Consider the following 21379-nt stretch of genomic DNA (forward strand, 5'->3'; position numbering starts at 1 on the left):
CACGAACGGATCGCCGGACGATCCGCATAAAAAAGGAGCGAGACGATGACGCAACAACCGAAGCAGACCGGTCGTGCCCCGGCCCTGCGGCCCGCACGCCGGGCTGTCGCCTGCCTGCTGGCCGCGCTGGGCGCCGCCGCGCCGACGCTGGCGCAGGCCCAGGTCGCCTTCATCTCCAGCGAGAAGGACAACGCGCTGACGGTGCTCGACCTCAAGACCCAGGCCGTGATCGGCACGGTCGCCACCTGCAAGCGCCCGCGCCACATGCAGCTCACGCCCGACGGCAAGCAGCTGATGGTGGCCTGCGGTGACTCGGCCCAGGCCGACGTGATCGACGTGGCCACCCGCAAGTCGGTCGGCAAGGTGGGCCTGGGCGAAGACCCCGAGATCTTCGACCTGTCGCCCGACGGCAAGACCCTCTACGTCAGCAACGAGGAAGACGGCGAACTCGGCGTGGTCGACCTCGCCAGCGGCAAGCGCAGCAAGAGCATCGAGGTCGGCAAGGAGCCCGAGGGTGTCAAGGTCAGCCCCGACGGCAAGACCGTCTACGTGACCTCCGAGGTGGCCAGCCTGGTGCACGTGATCGACGTGGCCAGCGGCAAGGTCACCAAGAACATCAAGGCCGGCAAGCGCCCGCGGCGTTTTGCCATGACACCCGACGGCTCGCAGCTGTGGGTCACCAACGAGCTGGCCGCCAGCGTGACGGTGATCAGCACCCGCGATCACACGGTGCTCGACACCATCAAGTTCGAGGTCAAGGGTGCGCGCGCCACCGACATCACGCCGGTGGGCATCACGATCAGTGCCGACGGCCAGCGCGCCTACGTCGGCCTGGGCAAGGCCAACCATGTCGCGTTCGTCGACGTCGCCACGCGCAAGACCACCGACCTGGTGCTGGTCGGCAAACGCGCCTGGGGCGTGGGGCTGAACAAGGCGCAGGACCGGCTCTATGTCGTCAACGGTCTGTCCGACGACCTGACCATCGTCGACACCGGCAGCGCCAAGGCGATCAAGAGCGTGGCCGTGGGCCGCGTGCCGCACAGCGTGGTGGTGGTCGAGTGATGCGCGGCGCCGCCATCCATGACGTGGGCCGCCGTGTCGCGCAGGCCGCGCTGCTCGCGCTGATCGCCCCCGCCGTGCAGGCCGCCGCCTTCAAGGCGGTGCTGCTGGTGCCCGACGACGACCCGCGCCTGGACCGCAACCGCCTGGAGCGCGCCTACCTCGGCCACACCGGCGGGCAGGCGCTCGACGCGGTGCAGTCGGCGCTCAAGGAGTCGCGGCTCGAACTCGAGGCTGCCGGCGCCAGCCTGACGCTCGACACCGTGGCCGTGGCCACGCCCGAGGCCGCGCGGGCGGCAGCGGCGCAGGCCGAAAAAACCGGCGCCGCCTTCGTGCTGACCGACCTCGGCCCGGCCGCCACGCTGGCCGCCGCCGACGCGGTCAAGCTGCCGGTGCTCAACCTGAGCGACAGTTCTGACGCGCTGCGCCAGAACGACTGCCGGCCGCGCCTCTACCACCTGATCCCCAGCGAGCGCATGCGCGCCGACGCGCTGGCGCAGTCGCTGATGGCGCGCAAGTGGACGCAGGTGCTGCTGCTGACCGGCCCGAGCCCGGCCGACGCCCAGCGCAGCGCCACCGCGCAGGCGGCGATCAAGCGTTACGGCCTCAAGCTCGCCGGCAGCAAGCCCTTCAAGCTGTCGGGCGACCCGCGCGAGCGCGATCTGGCCAACCCGCTGCTGCTCACGCAAGGCAGCTACGACGTCGTGTGGGTGGTCGACAGCGACGGCGAACTGGCGCGCACGCTGCCCTACCGCACCGTGCTGCCGCGCCCGGTGGTCGGCGACGCCGGTCTGGTGGCGCTGGCCTGGCATCCGCAGTACGAGCGTTACGGCGCGCCGCAGGTCTCGCGTCGCTTCGCCCGTGAAGCGAAACGGCCGATGGGCGGCCACGAATGGGCCGCCTGGATGGGCGGCAAGGCCATCGCCGCGGCGGTGATCGAGGCGCCCAAGGGCCCGCTGGCCGCCGTGCACAAGGCGTTCGCCGCGATCGAGGTCGACGGCTCCAAGGGCGTGCCGATGAGCTTCCGCCCGTGGGACGGCCAGCTGCGCCAGCCGCTGCTGCTGACCGACGGCCAGGGTGTCATCGGTACCGCGCCGGCCGACGGCGTGCTGCACCCGAAGAACACGCTCGACACGCTGGGTGTGGACGCGCCTGAAAAGCTCTGCAAAGCCAGATGAGTCACTACCTTCAGGCCATGTGGGCGATCGTCGCCCGCGAGCTCGCCAAGTTCATGCGCCAGACCGGCCGGCTGGTGTCGGCGCTGGTGCGTCCGCTGCTCTGGCTGGCGGTGTTCGCGGCGGGTTTTCGCAACGTCTTCGGCATGGCGATCGCCGAGCCCTACGACACCTACATCTCGTACGACGTCTACATCGCCCCCGGCCTGATCGGCATGGTGCTGCTGTTCAACGGCATGCAGTCGAGCCTGGCGATGGTCTACGACCGCGAGATGGGCCTGATGCGCCTGCTGCTGACCGCGCCGCTGCCGCGGCCGTGGATCCTGCTGAGCAAGCTGGTGGCCACCGCGGTGCTTTCACTGGTGCAGGCCGCGGCCTTCGTGGCGATCGCCTGGCTGCTGGGCACCGAGCTGCCAATCTGGGGCACGCAGACACCGCACGTGCTGCTGGCCGCGGTGGCCGGCGCGCTGATGCTGGGCTCGCTGGGGCTGCTGCTGTCGGTGCACATCAAGCAGCTGGAAAACTTTGCCGGCACGATGAACTTCGTGATCTTCCCGATGTACTTCATGTCGACCGCGCTCTACCCGCTGTGGAAGCTGGAGGAGTCGGGCGCCGACTGGGTCTACCAGATCGCCCGTTTCAACCCGTTCACGCACGCGGTCGAGTGGCTGCGCTTCGCGCTGTACGGCCAGGATCCGGGCCTGTCGCCGTACATCGTGCTGGCCACGCTGGCGCTGTGTTTCGGTCTCGCCAGCTGGGGTTACGACCCGCAGCGCGGTTTCGGCCAGCTCGCCAAGCGCGGTGGTGGCGGCAATGGTGGCCCGCCCGGCGCCGGGGGCTGACGCCATGAAGATCTGGTCGATGCTGCGGGCGTGTTCCCGCGTCGAGGCGGGCTTGCCGGCCGATTTCCGCCCCGATGTCGGGCTCGGCGGCGGCGACATCGCCGCGCTCGCCCAGCGCCTGTTCTGGGCCTGGGCGCTGATGGCCGGCGTGGCGCTGTTCGGTGCCTGGTGGATGCAGCGCCACGGCTGGTGGCGGGCGCTGGTCGACGGCGATCCGAGCGGCATCAGCGTGGTGATCGCGGTGCTGGCGGTGGTCGTTACCGGCTGGTGCGGCCTGCGCGCCTGGCGGCTGCAGGGCGAATCGCGGCCCGGCGCCGGCCACTGGCGCGCCGCCTATCTCGCCGATCTGCGTGCCGGCCACGATCACGCCAGCGCGCTGCTGTCCGAGCGCACCCACGGCCCGCACGAAACCGCCTGGTGGTTTGCCGCCGCGGCGATCAAGCTCGGGCTGCTCGGCACGGTGGTCGGCTTCATCCTGATGTCGTCGCAGCTGGGCAAGAGCCAGAGCTTCGAGCTGGCCGAGGTGCAGCAGCTGCTGCAGCTGATGACCGGCGGCATGGCGATCGCGCTCTACACCACGCTGGTCGGGCTGGTGGCCAACCTGTGGCTGGGGCTGCAACTGCTGCTGCTCGACCGCCTGGCCGACCGGCTGGCGGCCGACATCCTGGCTGATGGCACCACGGTCCGCGCCGCAGCGGCCGTGCGGCCGGCAGGCGCGGGAGCCCTCTGATGGCCGTGCTGCGCGCGCGCCGGTTCGACGAGATCGATCCGTTCAGCGACCTGCTGTTCAACACGCTGCTGATCTTCGTGATGCTGTTTGCCGTCGCGCTGATCGCCATGAATCCGAAGGCCAAGAGCGGCGTGATCGACGCCAAGGCCGAGTTCATCATCACCGTGACCTGGGCCGACCTGAACCCCAACGACATCGACACCTGGGTCGAGGATCCGGCCGGCAACCGGGTCTGGTTCCGCCAGCGCGAGGGTGGCCTGATGCACCTCGACCGCGACGACCGCGGCGTGGCCAACGACACGCTGGTGATCAACGGCCAGCAGGTGGTCAATCCGCTCAACCAGGAGGTGGTGACGGTGCGCGGCTACGCACCGGGCGAATACACCGTCAACGTCTTCTATTACGAGAGCAAGAACGGCGAGCCGGTACCGGTCAACGTGTCGGTGGTCAAGGTCAACCCGCGCGCCGAGGTGGTTTTCTACGGCACCGTCAACCTGGCGCGCAAGGGCGACGAGGCCACCGCGGTGCGTTTCAACCTCGATCGCGAAGGCGGCGTGACCTCGGTCAACACGCTGACCAAGACGCTGGTCGAGCGGATCTGAGCCATGAAATTGAACAAGACAACAATGAAGGACATCCGGCGATGACGTCGACCGATGCGGTGCTGTGGGCCTTCGTGGCCGTGTTGTTCGTGCTGGGGCTGGCACTGGTGGCGTCGCGCTGGCCGGTCTGGGCCAAGGCGCTGCTGGTCGCGCTGGTGACGCTGCTCTATTTCTGGAGCGACCAGGCGCTCGAGGAGGTCTGGGGCTGGCCGAGCCGGCATGCGCTGCCCGAGCGTTTCGTGCTGCTGGCGGCGGTGATCGAGGAGCCGGCCAAGGGCCGCGAGGGCGCGCTGTTCGTCTGGGTCAACGCGATCGAGAACGGCAAGCCGGCCGCCCAGCCGCGCGCCTATCGGCTGCCGTACAGCAAGGATCTGCACGCGCTGCTCAACGAGGGCATGAAGAAGGTGCGCCAGGGTGTCAGCCAGATGGGCAGCGCCGACCCGAAACGTGGCCCCAAGGGCCTGAGCTGGTTGCGCCCGGGCGCCGACGAGCAGAACGTCAAGATCCGCGACCTGCCGATGCCGCAGCTGCCTGAAAAATGAACCGCGCCGCTGTTCAAGGATCCAACGATCGGACGTCGCGGCTGCGGGGCGCGAGGCCATCGGCGCTCGGGCTGGCCGGGGCGATGGTGTTCGGCCTCGCCGTCGGGCTGGGTGGCTGCAGCAGCGAGCCGGCGGGCGAGTCGTACTTTCCGCTCGAGGCCGGTCGCAGCTGGACCTACCGGCTCAGCAGCGAGTGGGAGAACAACACCCGCGAGAGCGAAACCGTCGCGTTGAGCAACCAGGGTCGCGACGGCGCATTGGAGAGCGGCTCGGCCTGGCGGCGGCGCAGCGATTCGGGCATCGACTACTGGCTGCGTGCCGACGACAGCGGCATCTACCGCGTCGCCAGCAAGACCGACCTCGATGCCGATCCCAAGCCCGACGAACAGCCTCGCTTCGTGCTCAAGGCGCCGATCGCCGCGGGCACGAGCTGGCAGGCGAGCACGACCACCTATCTGCTGCGCCGCAACAACGAGTTCCCGCCCGAGATCCGCCACAGTCACCCGGCGGTGCCGATGACCTACACGATCGAGGCACTGGCGCAGAAGGTCGAGACGCCGGCCGGCCGCTTCGACGACTGCCTGCGTGTGCGTGGCGAGGCGATGCTGAAACTGTTTGCCGACCCGGTGGTCGGTTGGCGCGACATGCCGCTCGCCACGCTCGAGTGGTATTGCCGCGGGGTCGGGCTGGTGCGCGTGCAGCGCAGCGAGCCGGCCAACTCGACCTTCCTGCTGGGCGGCGTGATGACGATGGAGTTGATGTCATGGCAATGATGAATCGCCGCCGCGTGCTCGGCTTGATGGGTGCGGCGGCCTTTGCGCCCGCCAGTGCGCGCGTGATGGCGCAGGCCAGCGCGCCGAGCGACCCGTTTCCGAGCCGCCCGATCACGCTGTGGGTGCCGTGGCCGGCCGGCGGCGCCACCGACCTGACGATGCGCCTGCTCGCCGAACTCGCCAGCCAGCGCCTGGGCCAGCGCGTGCTGATCGAAAACCGCGCCGGCGCCGGCGGCACGCTGGCCATGCCGGTGCTGCAGCAGGCCGCGCCCGACGGCTACACCATCGCCCAGCTGCCGCAGCCCGCGCTGCGCGCGCCGCACATCCAACGTCTGCTGTGGGATCCGATCCGCGACACCACGCCGATCATCCAGCTCACCGGCGTGACCTTCGGCATCGTCGTGCCGGCGGCCAGCGCGCTGCACGGCGTCGACGACGTGTTCGCCTACGCCCGCGCCAACCCGGGCCGCATCACCATCGCCACCAACGGCGTGGGCACCACCCCGCACGTGGTGATGGACGAACTGTTCGCGCGCCGCGGGCTGACCTACGTGCACGTGCCGTACAAGGGCACCTCCGAGCAGATGCTGGCGGTGTCGTCCGGGCAGGTGATGGTGGGTGTCAATTCCAACGGCTTCGCGCCCTTCGTCGACAACGGCGCCCTGCGCCTGCTGGCCACCTTCGGCGAGCACCGCACCAAGCGCTGGCCGCAGGTGCCCACGCTCAAGGAACTCGGCCACGGCATCGTCGCCACCTCGCCCTACGGTCTGGTCGGCCCGAGCGGCATGGCGCCGGCGGTGGTCAAGGTGCTGCACGACGCCTTCCGCAGCGCCATGAACGACCCGGCACATGTGGCCGAACTGGCCAAGTACGACCAGACGCTCGACTATCTCGGCCCCGAGGACTACGGTCGCGCGCTGCGCGAGGCCTTTGCGGCCGAGAAGCGCACCGTCGAGCGCCTCGGCCTGGCCAAGGGCGGCGGCTGAAACGGTCTCGCCACGATCCCTCACGAAAGCCTGCCATGACGTTCGACGCCCCCTCGGTCTGTTCATCGGCGGAGGTATCCGCACGTCACCGGGCTGCGACGCCTGGCACCGGCCTGCGGCTTGTCACCCGATGGCTGGGTGCGTTGAGCCTGACCCTGCCGCTGCTGGCCAGCGCCTGGGAGCTGCAGGGCGTCAAGTCCCTCACCGTGCGCCCACGTGACCAGGCGCCGATCCGGATCGGCAGTGTCACCTTCGAGCCGCGCGGCGACGGCCGGGTGGCGTTTCGCATCGAGCTCGACCACGCGCAGTTCACCGACCACTTCCTGTCGATGAAGGAGTTCAAGTGCCTCGACGGTCGGGTCGAGATCGCCTGCCACGTGCCGTACCCCTACGCGCAGCCCGGCACCGTCGCCGCCGACGACCTGGCCTGGCTCGAGCACAGCCTGCTGTTTCTCTACAAGCTGCCGACCGATTTCGGCGCCAAGTTGTGGAACGGCCTGTACTTCCGCTTCGAGCGCAGCGCGCAGGGGCTGGTCGGGCGCCCGCAGGCGGTCGACCTCAATCTCATCAGCGCGCCGCCGGCTCAGCTGAACATCCCGCCCTACCGGCCTGCGCTGCGCGACGACATCGCGCCCGGCGCCCGCTGGATCGAGTCGGTGACGATCGAATAGGCGCCGGCTGCGCGCGACCGGGCGCGTTTCAGCCGCGCCCGCGCTCGCGCATGCGGGCCAGGGGCGATGCCACGGCGCGGCTCTTGTCGCTGCGATCGCGCAGACGCACGCGCCGCATGTCCGCTTCCATCTGGCCGACACGGTCGCGCAGCACCTGCGCCTGCGCCTCCAGCCGGCTGTAGGACTGCACCTGCGCGACCCGCTCGGCCTGGGCGCGGGCGCGTTCGTCGGCCAGGGCTTGATCGGCCTGCTGGCGTGTCTCGCGGGCGAGCTGCTCGGCGCGCGCACGGGCCTGGCGCTCGCGGTCCATGTCGGCGGCGGCGCGGCGCTCGGCCTGCACGGCGCGGTCGACGGCCGCAGCCAGATCGGCGCGATGGGTCTCGTCCTGGGTGGTCAGCCGCGCGGCGATCGCGGCCTGCTCGCCGACCAGGCGATCGATTTCGCGCTGCGATGCCTCGGCGCGCTCGGCGTGCGCAGCTTCGGCACCGGCCGCAGCCAGCCGCAGCGCCTGCAGCGTGGCCTCGGCGGTTTCGGCACGGCTGCGCAATGACCGTGCCTCTGAAACCGCCGCATCGCGTTCGGCCTCGGCGGCGCGCGCGCGCACGTCGGCTTCGCCGCGAGCCAGCGCGAGCGCGGACTCCCAGAAATGCCGCGCCGCCTGCATCACCGGCTCGGGCACGTCCGGCGGCGCGCTGAAAGCCAGCGGATCGGCGATGCGCGAGCCCAGGCGCGCAAACCAGCTTTCGAGGTGCGGGCTGACCGTGTTCGGCGAGCCGCGGCCGATCTGCATGCGCACCCGTTCGATCGTCGGCCGAGCGCCTGCGAGCAGCAGGGCATCGGCGGCGGCCCAGACGTCCTGTTCGGTGATGCCACGCGGCGTCTTGCCAGGGTGATTCAGGTGTGTCGTGCGCATCGTGATTTCGTTGCCTGCCAATCGGTCTTTACTAACGATAATTGAAGCTTATCGATGGTTGTATGGATTTGATGTTTTGTATCTTACATTGCACATATGAAATCATACATTAAACACACGGGATCCCGATGGCTCCCAGCATGACGCCGCCGCCGATCGATCCGCACGCCGATCGGGTCGTCCTCCGGCCGGACGACGCCACGCCGGTGTTGCTGCCCGACGAGTTGCCCGACAGCGCGCTGGCCGCGGTGCGGGCGCTGCTGGATCAGGGCGAGTCGCCGAACACGGTGCGCAGCTACCGCTCGGGGCTGCGCTACTGGGCGGCGTGGTTCAGCCTGCGCTACGGACGGCCGCTGGCCTTGCCGCTGCCGGTGACGGTGGTGCTGCAGTTCGTCGTCGACCACGCCCAGCGGCTCGATGAAGCCGGCCGGCTGGTGCACGAGTTGCCCGTGGCGGTCGACGCCGCGCTGGTCGCTGCCGGGCACAAGGCCGCGGAGGGCGCGCCGACGCTGGCCACGCTGGTGCACCGGATCAGCGTGCTGTCGAAGCTGCATCAGCTGCAGGGGCTGCCCAATCCCTGCAGCGACGGCCGGGTGCGCGAGCTGCTGTCGCGTACGCGCCGGGGTTATGCACGCCGCGGCGCGCAGCAGATCAACGCCAAGCCGGCGCTGACCCGCGAGGCGCTGGAACGGCTGCTGGCCACCTGCGACGACTCGCTGGCGGGGCGGCGCGACCGGGCGCTGCTGCTGTTCGCATTCGCCAGCGGCGGGCGGCGGCGCTCGGAGGTCACGGCCGCCACGCTCGAGAACACCCGGCGCGTGGGCTCGGCGCTGGCCGGTGCGCCCGCGGCGGGCTGGATCTATCAGATGGGCGTGTCGAAGTCGAATCAGGCCGGGCTCGCGCGTGCCGACGGCCACAAGCCGATCGTCGGCCGGGCGGCCGAGGCGCTGGAGGCGTGGCTGGACGCCTGGCGCACCTGGGCCGCGGCGGCGGGTGCGCCGGCGCCGGCCGGGCCGATCTTCCGCCGTGTGCGCAAGGCCTTGCCGGCGGGCGCGGTGGCCGAGCCGCTGACACCGCAGTCGGTGCGCGACATCGTGCGCCGGCGCTGCGCCCTGGCGGGTCTGGACGAGGGCTTTTCGGCCCACTCGCTGCGCTCGGGTTTCGTCACCGAAGCGGCGGCGCAGAACATCCCGATGGCCGAGACGATGGCGCTGACGGGGCATCGCTCGCCGGCGTCGGTGCTGGGCTACTTCCGCAAGGGCGAGGTGCTGAACATGCGCGGGGCCAGCCTGCTGGACGCCGACGCGCAGGCCGACAACAAGAAGAAGCCGTGAGCCCCAGCCGGTCGTGCCGGGCGAGCTGCCACGGCGGTGCGCGGTCTCGGCGGCTCAGGGGCGGCCGAGGTTCAGCGTCCAGTAGCGGGTGCCGGATTCGCTGCGCGCGCAGCTCAGCGCCACCTCCCGGTAGGCCGTGCCCATGATGTTGACGCAGTGTCCGGGGCTGGCCATCCAGGCGCTCAGCACCGCGGCGACGCTGGTTTGCCCGGCGGCGATGTTTTCGGCCAATGTCGACCACTCGTAGCCGACGGCGTCGACGCGGTTTTGCAGCGTCAGGCCTTCCGGGCTGGTGTGGCTGAAATAGTTGCGGCTGGCCATGTCGGTGCTGTGGCCGGCGGCGGCGTCGAACAGCACGGCGTTCCAGGTCAGCGGACCGGCCGCGCCGAAGCTGCCTTTGCTGCCGCAGCTTTGCGCCGAGGCGCGCAGCGCGTTGATCCCGGCGATCAGCTGTGCGCGCAGCTGCGTGTTGCCGCAGGTGGTGTCGGTGCTCAGGCTGACGCTGGCGGCGCTGGCGGTGTCGCTGCCGACGGCGATGGTGGCGCCGGTGTCGGCCGGTATCGCGCTGCCGGACCCGCCGGCCAGTGCAGCGCCGGCCGCCGTCGCGCCATCGGATCCGCCACCGCCGCATGCGGCGAGCGCCAGCGTGAACGTCAGTGCCAGGGTCAGCGCAGCGTGCCTGGATCGGGCGTGGATGGAGCGGTGGGCGGCGTCCGTTTTCATGGTGATCTTTTCTGGCGCAAGAGGCGGTCGGGGCGGGCACGGAGCCGGTCCGGCGCTCCGTGCAAGGCAACTTCTGGAGCCATTCTTGCGTCGCCGAAGGGGTCTTTTCCGGTGACCAGTCGTAAGCGGATATGCGGGCGTGCGTACGTCGCACCGCACCGATCGCACCCCCCTCGTTCGAGCGGGTGAGGTCGGCGAAACGGTCGTGAAGTCGGTCACGACCGGGCTTGCGCGGCGTCTCGGATGGCGGTGTCTTTTTCATTCCGGGCCGCTTGCCGGCAGGGCCGGCCGGGCCGGGCTGGCGCCGGCTGCCGAGGCGGCTACAGTGCGCGCTCAAGCGACTCCGCGAATCACACAGAACTTCCATGCTGGCCTACCGACACGCCTTTCACGCTGGCAACCATGCCGATGTCCTCAAGCACCTGGTGCTGGTGCAGGTGCTGCAATACATGGCGTCCAAGGACAAACCCTTTCGCCTGATCGACACCCATGCCGGCGGCGGCGGCTACGCGCTGCACAGCTCGCAGTCGCAGAAGAAGGGCGAATACCTGCAGGGCATCTCGCGCATCTGGGGGGCCGGTGATGCCCCGCCGGCGGTGGCCGACTACCTGCGTCTGGTGCGCCGCTTCAACCCCGACGGCCAGCTCAATCTCTATCCGGGCTCGCCGGCGCTGTCGCAGATGCTGCTGCGCCGTGGCGATCAGCTGCGGCTGTTCGAACTGCATCCCACCGAGTTCAAGATCCTGACCGAGAACACCCGGCCCGGCCGCCAGGTGCAGCTGGCGCAGGTCGACGGCTTCGCAGCCCTGCGCGGCCAGGTGCCGCCGTCGATGCGCCGCGGCGTGGTGCTGATGGATCCGTCGTACGAACTGGTGTCCGATTACGCCAAGGTGATCGACAGCCTGCGCGACGCGCTGCAGCGCTTTGCCGAAGGCGTCTACGTGGTCTGGTACCCGCAGGTCAGCCGGGTCGAGTCGATCCAGATCGCGCGCCGCCTGCAGGCCACGGCGCCCAAGGGCTGGCTGCATGTGCGGCTCAATGTGCAGCAGCCCGACGCGCAAGGATTCGGGCTCACCGGCAGCGGCGTGTTCGTGATCAACCCGCCGTACACCTTGCATGCGCAACTGGCGGCCTGCATGCCGTGGCTGACACAGAAGCTCGGTCAGTTCGAGGGCGCCAACCATCTGCTGGAGCACCACGCCGTCTGACCGGGGGGTGTCGCCCAGGCAGGGTGACTGCCTGGGCGCCTACCTTGTCGACGTGATGAACACGTGGAAAGAGCCGTCTGTCGCACCCAGCAACTTGGCCATTTCTTCGTGGTCACCTCATCGTCCGGTGGCATGCATTCAACGGGCTTGGACTCAACAGAACGCTTGTTCGGATGAACCTGTTTGCATGCCGACTGATGTCTGGCATCCGTGGGATACCGTCCCATGAATGTATTGCAGGACGTGTGCCAACGGTGAAGTGGTACGCAGGGGTTTTCCCGGAAATGAAATAATCCGTTGCGAAACAAGCACTTAAGCGCAAAGTAAGGTGAACTCAAGCTGAGGCATCCACTTGGATCGGGGATGGCTTGAGTGAAATAACCCAGGGTCTGCGTGCGATGCCCCAATCGAGGGCTGAACGTGAACGGGTGCGGGATTGTTTCGCATCGAAACTGATTGCTATTGGTGCATGGCTGACGATGGCGATGCTCTATGGCGCCGCGGTTCGGCGGTGCAAAGCCGGGCGGTTCAGCGTTCTGCGGGGCTCGGTGGTGCCGCGGCCGGCCGTTGCAGGCGTTCCAGCCGTTGCGCCATCCAGGCCGACAGCCGCGCCGGATCGGCTGCGCTGCGGCCCAGATCCCAGATGGCGGCGCTGCCGTCTTCGCTGGCGGTGGCCAGGCGCTGGCCGTCCGGGCTGAAGGCGGCGTTCCAGATCCAGTCGGCATGCGCGTACTCGCCGACTGCGGCGCCGTCTGCGGCGCGCCAGAGCCGGGCGTGGCCGTCGTCGCTGGTGGTGACGATCAGGCGGCCGTCGGCGCTGTAGATCGCCAGCCGGGCGATGTCGGTTCGGCCGGCCGGCAGGGTGAACAGCGCCTTGCCGCTGGCCACGTCCCAGACCCGCGCGCTGCGGTCCTGGCTGGCGCTGACGAGCCGGTGGCCGTCCGGGCTGAAGTGCGCGCTCATCACGATGTCGTCGTGGCCCTCGAGCGTGCGCAGCAAGGCGCCGGTGTCGACCTGCCAGATGCGCACGCGCTGGTCGTCGCCCGCCGTGGCCGCGAGCCGCCCGTCGGCGCTGAAGCTGGCCATGCGCAGCCGTTCGCCATCGCGGCTGTGCGCCAGCGGCCGGACCAGCCGGCCGTCGGGCAGCGACCAGATCCGGGCGCTGCCGTCGGCGCTGGCGGTCAGCACCCGGCGGTTGTCGGCGCTGAAGACGGCCGAGTTGACCGCGCCCTGGTGCCCGCGCAGCGCGATCGGCGGGGCCGATCCGCCGGCGCGCCAGAGCAGCGCCTGGTCGTCGTCGCCGGCCGAGACCAGCCATTGGCCGTCCGGGCTGAACGCCACCATGTTCACGGTGGCCCGGTGACCGGGGCCGGCAAGCGGCCGCCGCTCGCCGGTGCGGGCGTCGAACCCTTGCACCGTCGACAGGCCGTCGTCCGCATCGGCCTTGCGGGCGACGGCCGCCCATCGGCCGTCGGCACTCAGCGCGACGGCCGTGATCTCGGGGGGTGGCCGGGACGGGCCGGGTGCCGCGCTGGCGCGGGTCTTCGTGCCTGCGGCCGATGGCGTGCCGCCGCTGTCCAGCTGCAGCGTGATCGCCGGCTCGGCCCGGCCGGGCGAGTGGATCTGCGCCACGCCGTCTTCACCGGCCAGCAGCAGGCGCTGGCCGTCGGCGCTCCACGCCAGGTCGTTGACGGCCCGCTGGCCGGGGCGCAACCGGGCCAGCAGCGAGCCCGGTCGCAGGCTCCAGAGCCGCGCGCTGCGGTCGTTGCCGGCGGTCAGCGCCAACATCGTGCGGCTGTCGACCGCCACCGCCGTCACCGCCTGTCGATGGCCGAGCAGGGTCAGGACCTGGCCGTCGGGGGCGATCGGGTTGACCCGCGTGACGCCGGCATCGTCGCTGCTCAGCACCTGGTCGCTGCCGACGAACTGCACCGCGTTGATCCAGCCGCGCGGGTGCTGCCAGCGGCGCTGCGGGCGGCCGTCGCTGCTGCGCCAGAGTCGCACCGCGCCGTCGCCGCCGCCGGTCACGACACGCGCGCCGCGGTCGTCGAACGCGGCGCTGCGCACCGAGGTGGCGTGGCCGCGCAGCACCTGCCGCGGCCGGGCGTCGCGGGTCGACCAGATGCGGGCGGTGGCGTCGTCGCTGGCGCTGACCAGCGATCGGCCGTCGGGGCTGAAGGCGACGCTGCGGATCCAGTCGCGGTGGCCGGCCAGGCGGGCGGCGAGCCGGCCGCTGCGCACGTTCCACAGGCGCACGTCGCCGTCGTTGCCGCCGCTGGCGAGCTGGCGACCATCGGGGCTGAAGGCGAGGCAGCGCACCCAGTGCTTGTGGCCTTCGAGTACGTGCAGCAGCCGGCCGTCGGTGCCGCGCCAGAGGCGGGCGGCGCCGTCCTGGCTGGCGGTGGCGATCAGGTTGCCGTCGGGGCTGAAGGCGGCAGCCATCAGGCGATCGCCGTGGCCCTGCAGCGTGAGCAGCGGCTCGCCGGTCCGGCTGTCCCAGAGGCGCGCCGTGCGGTCGTGGCCGGCGCTCAGCACGCGCTGGCCGTCGGGGCTGAACGACACCGCGATCACCGGGCCGGCATGGCCGCGCAGTTCGGCCGCCTGCCGGCCGTCGGGCAGGTGCCACAGCCGCACGCTGCCGTCGTGACTGGCGGTGGCGGCCAAGGTGCCGGCGGGGTTCAGCGCCACCTGATCGACGACGTCGGTGTGGCCGAGCAGCGCGGCCAGCGCCTGATGCTGTTCGGCCGCGGCAAAGGCCGCCCACAGCGACACCGGCGTCACGCGCGTCGCCAGCGCCTGGTGCGTCAGGGCCAGCGCGCGATCCGGGTCGCCGGCATCGTTTGCAGCGGCGGCATCGGCGGCCAGAGTCGCAGCCTGCGCGTCGGCGGTGGCCCGCCTGGCCCGCTCGGTCGCCTGTTCGGCCTGCTGTCGGCCGGCATCGGCCTCGACCCGCGCCTGCCGGGCGGCGGCGGTGGCCTGCTCGGCGCGCAGCCAGAGCGCGGCAAAACCGGCTGTCACCAGCAGGCTGGCCGCCAGTGCGCCGGCCCAGATGCGGTTGGCCGGGGTCCAGAAGGTGGGGCGGTGCTTGCGCAGCCACGGCCGGCCGAACAGCTCGCGGTAGACGCCGTTGCGCAGCACCAGCTGTTCGTCCACCCGCTTGACGATGCCGCACAGGCGCAGCCGGTTGTGCACCGGCGAGGCGTCGATGCTGGCCACGCGGCGCCCGGCCAGCACCTGCGCGTAGGTGGCGAACAGATCGGCCTTCAGCTCGGCCGGCGACTCCGTCATGTAGCGCGCCACCGACTGGAAGTGCGGATCCGCCCAGCCGCTGTCCGACAGCAGCCCGCCTGCCACCACGCCGTCCACGTGCTCGGCGGCGGATGGCGGGTTCGCACCCGGCGCCGCGGCCAGCAGTGCACACAGCCGCTGCGTCAGATAGGGCTGGCCGCCGGTCCAGCGCAGCACGTCGGCCAGCGCGGCGTCGGTGTCCGCCACGCCGGGCCCGATGCGCTCGACCAGCTGGCGCGCCTCGGCGGCGTTGAAATCCGCCAGCTCGATGCGCTGGCCGATGTTGAACGGCGTGCGTGCCGGGTCGCGGATCAGCTCGGTGGGGGTGGCCACGCCGGCCAGCACGAACGACAGCCGCGCCAGCGCCGGCTGCTCGGCGCGGGCGTTGTGCAGGTGTCGGATGGCGGCGTAGAAGTCGTCGGTGAAATCGAGCTTGAGGGTCGAGTCGATCTCGTCGATCAGGATCACCACCGGCCCGCTCAGCTCGGCCAGCACCACCTCGATCAGGTAGCGGATGAAACGCTGCACGATCGGCTGCGGCGCGGCCTCGGCCCACCAGTCGAACAGGTCGGTCTGCGGCATGCAGGCCCGCTCGACCTCGGCCAGCACGCCCGCGTACCAGGTTTCCTGCGTCACGCCCTGGGTGCCGATGGCGGTCAGGTCGACCATCGCCACCGTCACGCCGCGCTCGCGCAGCTGCTCGATGGTGCGCGCCAGCAGGCTCGACTTGCCCATCTGCCGCGACGACAGCACGTAGGCGAACCGACCCGCCAGGCAGGCCTGCAGCAGCTCGTCGTCGGCGGCGCGGCGCACGTAGCTCGGATTGTCCGGCGCCAGCGTGCCGCCGGTGACGAAGCGGAAACCCGCCGCGACGGCCTCAGTCATGCAGCGCCCGGCGCAGGTAGCGGTCGTAGAGCTGGTTGCGCGCGACCAGCCGCCCGTCTTGTTCGACGAACAGCCCGCCGGCGATCAGCCGCTCGCGCGCACGGCCGTCGAGCCGGTCGCCCGACAGTGCCGAGCGGATCGCCGAGCCGAGATCGGCCTTGAGAATCAGCCGCGTCAGCAGCGCGCGCAGGTGGTCGCCGAACGGGCCGGTCTCCGAGCAGGCATCGGCGATCAGGGTGTCGAAGCTCGAACGGCCGGTGCCGATCAGGTAGAAGGCCTTGCGCGTCAGGTAGGGGTGGCCGCCCAGCAGCTGGTAGAGCGTCTCCAGCTGCGGCCGGCTCAGGTGCGCGTCGTGGCTCTGGTTGATCTTTTCGGTGTCGGCCAGCTCGAAGTCGGCCAGCTTGACCGGCGTGCCGACGTTGAACGGCGACTGCGCCAGGTCGGCGATCAGCAGCGCCGGTTCGGTCGAGATCGCCATCGCCAGCGCGAAGTTCTTCCACGGCCCCGGGCGGGCGCGGCTGCCGTGCCAGCTGCGCAGCATGCCGAAGAAGTCCATGCTCGCGCCCGACGCCAGCAACTCGTCGGCGTCGTCGAGCAGCAGCAGCAGGCCGGCGTCGCCGCAGGCCGGCAGGATGCGGCGCTCCATGAAGCGGCCGCATTTCTGCGTCGCGCCCAGCGGCACGCCCCAGTACTTGTCGAGTTGCGGTTCGAGCTGCAGGGCGTCCTCGATGCTGAAGGCGAACTGGTAGTAGAGCTGCGCCGGGTCGTTCAGCACCGCGTCCTCGAAGCCCTGGAAATCGATGAACGCCGCCTTCTTGCCCGCCTGCACGCCGCGTTCGAGCACCCGCCCGAGCATCGAGCTCTTGCCGGTCTGGCGCGCCGCCTGGATCGTCAGCGTGTAGCCCGGCTGGGTCTGCTCGGCGGCCAGCACGCGGTCGCCGTCGCGCTCGATGTAGAAAGGTGACGCCGCCTCGAGCACCTGCTCGGGCAGCTCCAGCACCGCGCGCGGGTTGGCCGCGGGCATCGGCCGGTCGCAGGGCAGCTCGCCGCCGGCCAGCACCGGGGCGGGCAGGGCATCGCCGCCGATGGCCGCCGACAGCTGCACCAGCAGTTCGTCGTCGTCGGCCGGGCTGCGCCAGAGCGCGTAGTTGAGCCGGTTGAGGATGGCGCCCAGGTCGTAGGGCAGGCTGCCCTCGTAGACCACCCGCACCGGCAGGATCGACGGCTTGCCGCTGCTCTTGCGGGCATGTTCGGCCAGCCGCACCTCCTCGGCCACCATCTGGCTCTCGATCGAGTGCTCCGACAGCAGCAGGATCAGGAAATCGGCCGCCTCCACCTCGCGCTGGATGCGCATCACCCAGTCTTCACCGAGCAGGATCTCGGCGTCGAGGAACACCTCGTGGCCGGCCTTGCCGAGGCTGTCGTACAGCCGGTGCGCCAGCGGTTGATCGAGCGCGGTGTTGCGCTTGTAGCTGATGAAAACGCGCTTGGACATGACGGCCTCCGGCTGACGAAGGCAATTTGTCAGATCGAGAGGCGTTTGGCTACATCAGAAGAAGGGAAACGGTGGCGGATGCAGACAGGCAGCGTCCGCCACACCGGTTCATCGTTTCGTCGCCGCCTGATACAGCGGCATCACGGTCGGCAGCAGGCCCTGGATCGTCTGCACCCGCCGGTCGTCGGCCGGGTGGCTGCTCAGGAACTCGGGCGGCGCCGAGCCGCTCTTGGCGCCGCCCATCTTCTGCCACAGGCTGACCCCGGCGCGCGGGTCGTAACCGGCGCGCGCCATGAGTTCGAGGCCGATGCGGTCGGATTCGGTCTCGTCGTTGCGGCTGAAGCGGGTGGCGATCAGGGATTCGTAGACGGTGCCGGCGATCTCGGTCGAGGCCTGGCCCAGGCCGAGCACCGCGCTGCCCACGCCGATGGCGGTCTGTGCGGCCATCGCCTGCGACACCTGCTCGCGCGAATGTTCGCGCAGCGCGTGGGCCATCTCGTGGCCCATCACGACGGCCAGTTCGTCGTCGGTCAGCTTGAGCTGCTGGGCCAGGCCGGTGTAGACCATGATCTTGCCGCCGGGCATGCAGAAGGCGTTGACCTGGTCGCTGGTGATGACGTTGGTCTCCCACTTCCAGCCCGGTGCGTCGGCGCGGAACACGCCGGTGTGCGGCGTCAGGCGGTTGGCGATCGTGGTCACGCGCCTGAGCAGGGCCGGATCCTGGTTCAGCGTGCCGGCGGTGGTGGCCTCGGTCTTGAGCTTGAGGTAGCCCTGCGCCGCCACCTGTTCGAGCTCGGCGGACGACACCAGCAGCAGTTGCTTGCGGTCACCGCCCACCGCGCCGCGGGTGGTGGTGGATTCGCAGCCGACAAGCACGGCCAGCGCGGCAACGCAGCACGCGGTGGCGGTCAGGCGTGCGCCGAGGCCGGTCAGCCGTGTGCGGCTCGCGGCGGGGGGTTTCATGCGGATTGCGGACATCGTTTTCCCTTTGGGTTGTGTGACGGTGGCGGCGCAGAATCATTGCGCGGCCCTCGTGTGTCGATCTGAAATGCTGCAGGGCCGCATCCTGTCGCGCGGTGGGTCGATGTGCAAGCTCGGACCACAATCGCTCACAAAGCCAAGCCTGCGCGCGAGGCTGGTTTGCGTGGAGGCAGTCGTCATGACACCACGGCCATCGCCCAGAACCACCGGCGCCTGCGTGGCGCTGGCCACCTTGACGGCCTGCTCGAGCACCGGCGGCCTGATCACGTCGCTCGAAGACCTGAGCACCGAATCGGTCAAGGAGGGTTTCGTCAAGATCCCGCAGTACCGCGTGGCGTCGATTCCGGGCTGGTTGCCGTTTGCCGATGTGGGCGGCCTGTATTTCTACAAGCCGAGCCGCAAGCCCGCGTCGGTCATCGGCCTGAGCCCGGGCGCGAGTTTCGAGCTGGTGAGCGAGATCGCCGGCGACGCATCGAACGACTGCACCGAGATCTGCCTGGCGGCGATCCGCACGCGGCTGACCCGGCTCGGCAGCCTGGCCGCCGAGCTGGTGCAGGAGCGCGCGGACCTGTCGCTGCTGCAGGCGCGGCAGGCGGCCGGCGCCGAGCCGCCGGTGTCCGAGGTTCAGATCGATGCAGCCCGGGACACGTACCGCGCCGCCCGCAAATCGTTCGACACCCATTACGAGGGCGTGGTCGATGCCGTGCGCAGCAACGGCGTGCTGATCTATCGCTGGGCGACGGACTCGAGTCGCTCGGGCGGTCTGGGCCTCGGCAATCTGTTCGGTGCGTCCGGCCAGCAGGACGAAACGCGCAACGGCTTTGCGCTCGTCAGCGGGATCCGGACCAAGACGCTGTTCGTCGGCCACGACCTGATCGACGCCTGGCCGCAACTGAGCAAGGGCTCGCGCTTCAGCAACCGGTTCGAGATCACCACCCACGTGATGCAGGCCCGGCACATCCTGTACGGCCATGTGGCGGACGTCAGCCAGTTCGCCCAGGCCAGGCTGAAGGCGTCGTACGAGCAGCTGGCGAATTTTCCGCAGGCCTTGAAGGCGCTCGACGAGATCGAGGTGAGCATGGCGCTGTCGAAGGTGTCCAACCTGTCGAACATCGGCGTGATGGGCAACATGAAACGCTCCGTCGTGCCGATCCAATGGGATCTGACGGCGCTGCAGAACCGCTTCGCGTCGGATGACTGGCTGACGTTCTACAGCGTCGAATCCGATTTTTCCGACCTGCTGGAACTGTTGCGTCAGGCCGAGACTGGCCGGTAGGGCCTCCTGGGCGGGATGAAAAAAGCGGCGACAACTTCCGTTGTCGCCGCTGATTGCTGCGGATTCAGGCCGGTTCACACCGGCGCCGGCATCACTTCATCAGCTTGAACACCCACACCGAGCCACCCTGCTCGAGGTAGTTGACCTTCTTGGCCACGTCGCCGCCCCACAGCGGCACCGCGCCACCCCAGCCCGAAGCCACGGCGACGTACTGCTCGCCACCTTCGCTCCAGGTCACCGGGGGCGCCACCACGCCGGAACCGGTCTGGAACTTCCAGACGATCTTGCCGGTCTTGGCGTCAGCGGCTTGCAGATAGCCTTCCGGCGTGCCCCAGAACACCAGGTTGCCACCGGTGGTCAGCACGCCGCCCCACAGCGGCGCGTTGTTCGGTGCTTCCCAGACGATCTTGCCGGTCTTCGGGTCGATCGCGCGCATCGCGCCGATGGGGCCGTCGTTGAGCGTCTTGATCGTGAAGCCCGCGCCCAGGTAGGCGCCGCCCTTCTTGTAGGTGATCGGCTCGTTCCAGATCTCCATGCCCCATTCGTTGGCGGGCACGTAGAACAGCTTGGTGTCCGGGCTGTAGGCCATCGGCATCTGGTTCTTGCCACCCAGGAACGACGGTGCGGCGAAGGTCGAGGTGCCCTTCTTGCCGTCGGCGCTGGCGGTCGGATCGCCCGGACGGTTTTCCGGCACGAAGTTCGGACGGCCGGTCTTCAGGTCGATGCCGGTGGCCCAGGTGATCTTCTTGACGAAGGGGAAGGCGTTTTCCAGCTTGCCGCTCTTGGCATCGAGCACATAGAAGAAGCCGTTGCGGTCGGCCTTGCCGCCGAGGACCTTGCCGCCGTCGTCGTACGTGATGAGTTCGTTGACGCCGTCGAAGTCCCAGCCGTCGTTCGGCGTGGTCTGGTAGTGCCACTTGATCTGGCCGGTCTTGACGTCGATGGCCAGCGTCGAGCAGCTGAACAGGTTGTCGCCCTTGCGCAGGTGGCTGTTCCAGGGTGCCGGGTTGCCGGTGCCGAAGTAGGCCAGGCCGGTGCGCGAGTCGTAGCTGCCACCCAGCCAGGTGGCGGCGCCGCCGGTCTTCCAGAGGTCGCCCGGCCAGCTCTTGCCGGTGGTGCCGGAGATGCCGTTCTCGGTCTTGTTGCCGTCCTTGTCGTACTTGTAGCCCATGTGGCCTTCGACCGTCGGGCGGGTCCAGACCAGCGCGCCGGTCTTGGGATCGCGCGCTTCGACGCGGCCGACCACGCCGAACTCGCCACCGGAGACGCCGGTCAGCAGCAGGCCTTCGGCGATCAGCGGCGCGGCCGAGGCCGAGTAGCCGTCGGCGTAGTTGTCGATCTTTTCCTTCCAGACCACTTCGCCGGTGTCCTGGTTCAGCGCGACGATCTGGGCATCGAGCGTCATGAAGATCACGAGGTTGTCATACAGCGCGGCGCCGCGGTTGATCACGTCGCAGCAGGGCATGATGCCGTCGGGCAGGCGGTGCTCGTACTTCCAGAGCTTGGCGCCGGTCTTGGCGTCGAGCGCGAAGATCCGCGAGTACGAACCCGTGACGAACATCTTGCCGTTGTGGATGACCGGCTGCGATTCCTGGCCGCGCTGCTTTTCACCACCGAACGAGAAGCTCCAGGCCGGCACCAGCTTGGCGACGGTGCTGGTGTTGATCTGCTTGAGCGGCGAATAGCGCTGGCCCTGGGTGCCCATGCCCCACGAGAGCACGTCGCCGGTGGACTTGGCGTCGTTCTCGATCATCTTGTCGGTCACGGCGGGGGTGGCGGCTTGGGCGGCCATCGTGGCCAGACTGGCGGTCACCAGCAAGCTGAGCATCTTCAAACGCATGGGGGGTCTCCTCGTTGAGGTGGGGTTGTTCCAACGGCGGACGTCCGCCACCGTTC

The 21379-nt window shown here is 69.8% G+C and carries 18 protein-coding genes; 12 read left to right on the forward strand and 6 right to left on the reverse strand.

The genetic code is table 11. The features are described from left to right. The first annotated feature begins 45 nt into the window (after positions 1-45). From LCHO_RS08980 to LCHO_RS09020, 9 genes are all read left to right on the forward strand, one after another. Positions 46-1062 (forward strand): PQQ-dependent catabolism-associated beta-propeller protein, encoded by a 1017-nt coding sequence (locus LCHO_RS08980; RefSeq protein ID WP_012346822.1) that lies wholly within the window; start codon positions 46-48, stop codon positions 1060-1062. Next, positions 1062-2237, forward strand: coding sequence for a type 1 periplasmic-binding domain-containing protein (locus LCHO_RS08985; RefSeq protein ID WP_012346823.1), 1176 nt, complete (start codon positions 1062-1064; stop codon positions 2235-2237). Before LCHO_RS08980 ends, LCHO_RS08985 begins: the two co-directional genes overlap by 1 nt. After that, positions 2234-3076, forward strand: a complete 843-nt coding sequence (locus LCHO_RS08990) for an ABC transporter permease (RefSeq protein WP_012346824.1) — start codon at positions 2234-2236, stop codon at positions 3074-3076. Before LCHO_RS08985 ends, LCHO_RS08990 begins: the two co-directional genes overlap by 4 nt. Positions 3077-3080: 4 nt before the next feature. Beyond that, positions 3081-3806 (forward strand): MotA/TolQ/ExbB proton channel family protein, encoded by a 726-nt coding sequence (locus LCHO_RS08995; protein WP_150105441.1) that lies wholly within the window; start codon positions 3081-3083, stop codon positions 3804-3806. Next, on the forward strand, positions 3806-4408 hold the full coding sequence (locus LCHO_RS09000; RefSeq protein ID WP_012346826.1) for a hypothetical protein: 603 nt from the start codon (positions 3806-3808) through the stop codon (positions 4406-4408). Before LCHO_RS08995 ends, LCHO_RS09000 begins: the two co-directional genes overlap by 1 nt. A gap of 41 nt (positions 4409-4449) precedes the next feature. After that, entirely contained in the window at positions 4450-4950 is a 501-nt protein-coding gene (locus tag LCHO_RS09005; protein ID WP_012346827.1) for a hypothetical protein, read from the forward strand. Then, complete coding sequence (locus LCHO_RS09010; protein ID WP_223210522.1) at positions 4947-5723, forward strand: hypothetical protein; 777 nt, start codon at positions 4947-4949, stop codon at positions 5721-5723. The genes LCHO_RS09005 and LCHO_RS09010 overlap by 4 nt, the downstream gene beginning before the upstream one ends. Next, positions 5714-6709, forward strand: a complete 996-nt coding sequence (locus LCHO_RS09015; RefSeq protein ID WP_012346829.1) for a tripartite tricarboxylate transporter substrate binding protein — start codon at positions 5714-5716, stop codon at positions 6707-6709. Before LCHO_RS09010 ends, LCHO_RS09015 begins: the two co-directional genes overlap by 10 nt. Positions 6710-6852: 143 nt before the next feature. Beyond that, on the forward strand, positions 6853-7380 hold the full coding sequence (locus LCHO_RS09020) for a hypothetical protein (protein ID WP_150105442.1): 528 nt from the start codon (positions 6853-6855) through the stop codon (positions 7378-7380). A gap of 28 nt (positions 7381-7408) precedes the next feature. Here LCHO_RS09020 and LCHO_RS09025 read toward each other — a convergent pair whose 3' ends face one another. Next, positions 7409-8293: a DNA-binding protein gene (locus LCHO_RS09025; RefSeq protein WP_012346831.1), complete on the reverse strand. Its 885-nt coding sequence runs from the start codon at positions 8291-8293 to the stop codon at positions 7409-7411. A 128-nt stretch (positions 8294-8421) separates the two neighbouring features. Between LCHO_RS09025 and LCHO_RS09030 the strand changes: the two genes are divergently transcribed. Beyond that, positions 8422-9627 carry a tyrosine-type recombinase/integrase gene (locus LCHO_RS09030; RefSeq protein ID WP_012346832.1) on the forward strand — a complete coding sequence of 402 codons (1206 nt, stop codon included), beginning with the start codon at positions 8422-8424 and terminating at the stop codon, positions 9625-9627. A gap of 54 nt (positions 9628-9681) precedes the next feature. Here the strand turns inward: LCHO_RS09030 and LCHO_RS09035 are convergent, their stop codons facing one another. Next, the gene (locus LCHO_RS09035; RefSeq protein WP_012346833.1) at positions 9682-10350 is read right to left on the reverse strand and encodes a CAP domain-containing protein; all 669 of its coding nucleotides are present in this window, start codon (positions 10348-10350) and stop codon (positions 9682-9684) included. Positions 10351-10715: 365 nt separating this feature from the next. Here LCHO_RS09035 and LCHO_RS09040 point away from each other — a divergent pair, with 365 nt between their 5' ends. Next, complete coding sequence (locus LCHO_RS09040; RefSeq protein ID WP_012346834.1) at positions 10716-11558, forward strand: 23S rRNA (adenine(2030)-N(6))-methyltransferase RlmJ; 843 nt, start codon at positions 10716-10718, stop codon at positions 11556-11558. A 528-nt stretch (positions 11559-12086) separates the two neighbouring features. Here the strand turns inward: LCHO_RS09040 and LCHO_RS09045 are convergent. The 3 genes from LCHO_RS09045 to LCHO_RS09055 all read right to left on the reverse strand — a co-directional run bounded on the left by LCHO_RS09045 (position 12087) and on the right by LCHO_RS09055 (position 18189). Beyond that, positions 12087-15731, reverse strand: coding sequence for a WD40 domain-containing protein (locus LCHO_RS09045; protein WP_012346835.1), 3645 nt, complete (start codon positions 15729-15731; stop codon positions 12087-12089). Then, positions 15724-17226, reverse strand: a complete 1503-nt coding sequence (locus tag LCHO_RS09050; RefSeq protein WP_012346836.1) for an AAA-like domain-containing protein — start codon at positions 17224-17226, stop codon at positions 15724-15726. The genes LCHO_RS09045 and LCHO_RS09050 overlap by 8 nt, the downstream gene beginning before the upstream one ends. A gap of 108 nt (positions 17227-17334) precedes the next feature. Beyond that, positions 17335-18189 carry a M48 family metallopeptidase gene (locus LCHO_RS09055; RefSeq protein WP_150105586.1) on the reverse strand — a complete coding sequence of 285 codons (855 nt, stop codon included), beginning with the start codon at positions 18187-18189 and terminating at the stop codon, positions 17335-17337. Between LCHO_RS09055 and LCHO_RS09060 the strand changes: the two genes are divergently transcribed. Then, positions 18164-19483, forward strand: coding sequence for a hypothetical protein (locus LCHO_RS09060; RefSeq protein ID WP_190274845.1), 1320 nt, complete (start codon positions 18164-18166; stop codon positions 19481-19483). The two genes, LCHO_RS09055 and LCHO_RS09060, sit on opposite strands and share 26 nt — an antisense overlap. A gap of 91 nt (positions 19484-19574) precedes the next feature. Here LCHO_RS09060 and LCHO_RS09065 read toward each other — a convergent pair whose 3' ends face one another. Continuing rightward, positions 19575-21323, reverse strand: coding sequence for a PQQ-dependent methanol/ethanol family dehydrogenase (locus LCHO_RS09065; RefSeq protein ID WP_012346839.1), 1749 nt, complete (start codon positions 21321-21323; stop codon positions 19575-19577). Positions 21324-21379 lie beyond the last annotated feature (56 nt).

The organism is Leptothrix cholodnii SP-6, assembly GCF_000019785.1.
GTDB classification, from domain to species: domain Bacteria; phylum Pseudomonadota; class Gammaproteobacteria; order Burkholderiales; family Burkholderiaceae_C; genus Sphaerotilus; species Sphaerotilus cholodnii.

What these genes read in the sequence shown, in the direction of transcription:
- LCHO_RS08995 (WP_150105441.1), top strand. Translation starts at nt 3,081, where the DNA reads ATGAAGATCTGGTCGATGCTGCGGGCGTGTTCCCGCGTCGAGGCGGGC.
- LCHO_RS09030 (WP_012346832.1), top strand. Translation starts at nt 8,422, where the DNA reads ATGGCTCCCAGCATGACGCCGCCGCCGATCGATCCGCACGCCGATCGG.
- LCHO_RS09050 (WP_012346836.1), bottom strand. Translation starts at nt 17,226, where the DNA reads ATGTCCAAGCGCGTTTTCATCAGCTACAAGCGCAACACCGCGCTCGAT.
- LCHO_RS09055 (WP_150105586.1), bottom strand. Translation starts at nt 18,189, where the DNA reads ATGAAACCCCCCGCCGCGAGCCGCACACGGCTGACCGGCCTCGGCGCA.
- LCHO_RS09045 (WP_012346835.1), bottom strand. Translation starts at nt 15,731, where the DNA reads ATGACTGAGGCCGTCGCGGCGGGTTTCCGCTTCGTCACCGGCGGCACG.
- LCHO_RS08980 (WP_012346822.1), top strand. Translation starts at nt 46, where the DNA reads ATGACGCAACAACCGAAGCAGACCGGTCGTGCCCCGGCCCTGCGGCCC.
- LCHO_RS09040 (WP_012346834.1), top strand. Translation starts at nt 10,716, where the DNA reads ATGCTGGCCTACCGACACGCCTTTCACGCTGGCAACCATGCCGATGTC.
- LCHO_RS08985 (WP_012346823.1), top strand. Translation starts at nt 1,062, where the DNA reads ATGCGCGGCGCCGCCATCCATGACGTGGGCCGCCGTGTCGCGCAGGCC.
- LCHO_RS09010 (WP_223210522.1), top strand. Translation starts at nt 4,947, where the DNA reads ATGAACCGCGCCGCTGTTCAAGGATCCAACGATCGGACGTCGCGGCTG.
- LCHO_RS09025 (WP_012346831.1), bottom strand. Translation starts at nt 8,293, where the DNA reads ATGCGCACGACACACCTGAATCACCCTGGCAAGACGCCGCGTGGCATC.
- LCHO_RS09065 (WP_012346839.1), bottom strand. Translation starts at nt 21,323, where the DNA reads ATGCGTTTGAAGATGCTCAGCTTGCTGGTGACCGCCAGTCTGGCCACG.
- LCHO_RS08990 (WP_012346824.1), top strand. Translation starts at nt 2,234, where the DNA reads ATGAGTCACTACCTTCAGGCCATGTGGGCGATCGTCGCCCGCGAGCTC.
- LCHO_RS09005 (WP_012346827.1), top strand. Translation starts at nt 4,450, where the DNA reads ATGACGTCGACCGATGCGGTGCTGTGGGCCTTCGTGGCCGTGTTGTTC.
- LCHO_RS09035 (WP_012346833.1), bottom strand. Translation starts at nt 10,350, where the DNA reads ATGAAAACGGACGCCGCCCACCGCTCCATCCACGCCCGATCCAGGCAC.
- LCHO_RS09000 (WP_012346826.1), top strand. Translation starts at nt 3,806, where the DNA reads ATGGCCGTGCTGCGCGCGCGCCGGTTCGACGAGATCGATCCGTTCAGC.
- LCHO_RS09015 (WP_012346829.1), top strand. Translation starts at nt 5,714, where the DNA reads ATGGCAATGATGAATCGCCGCCGCGTGCTCGGCTTGATGGGTGCGGCG.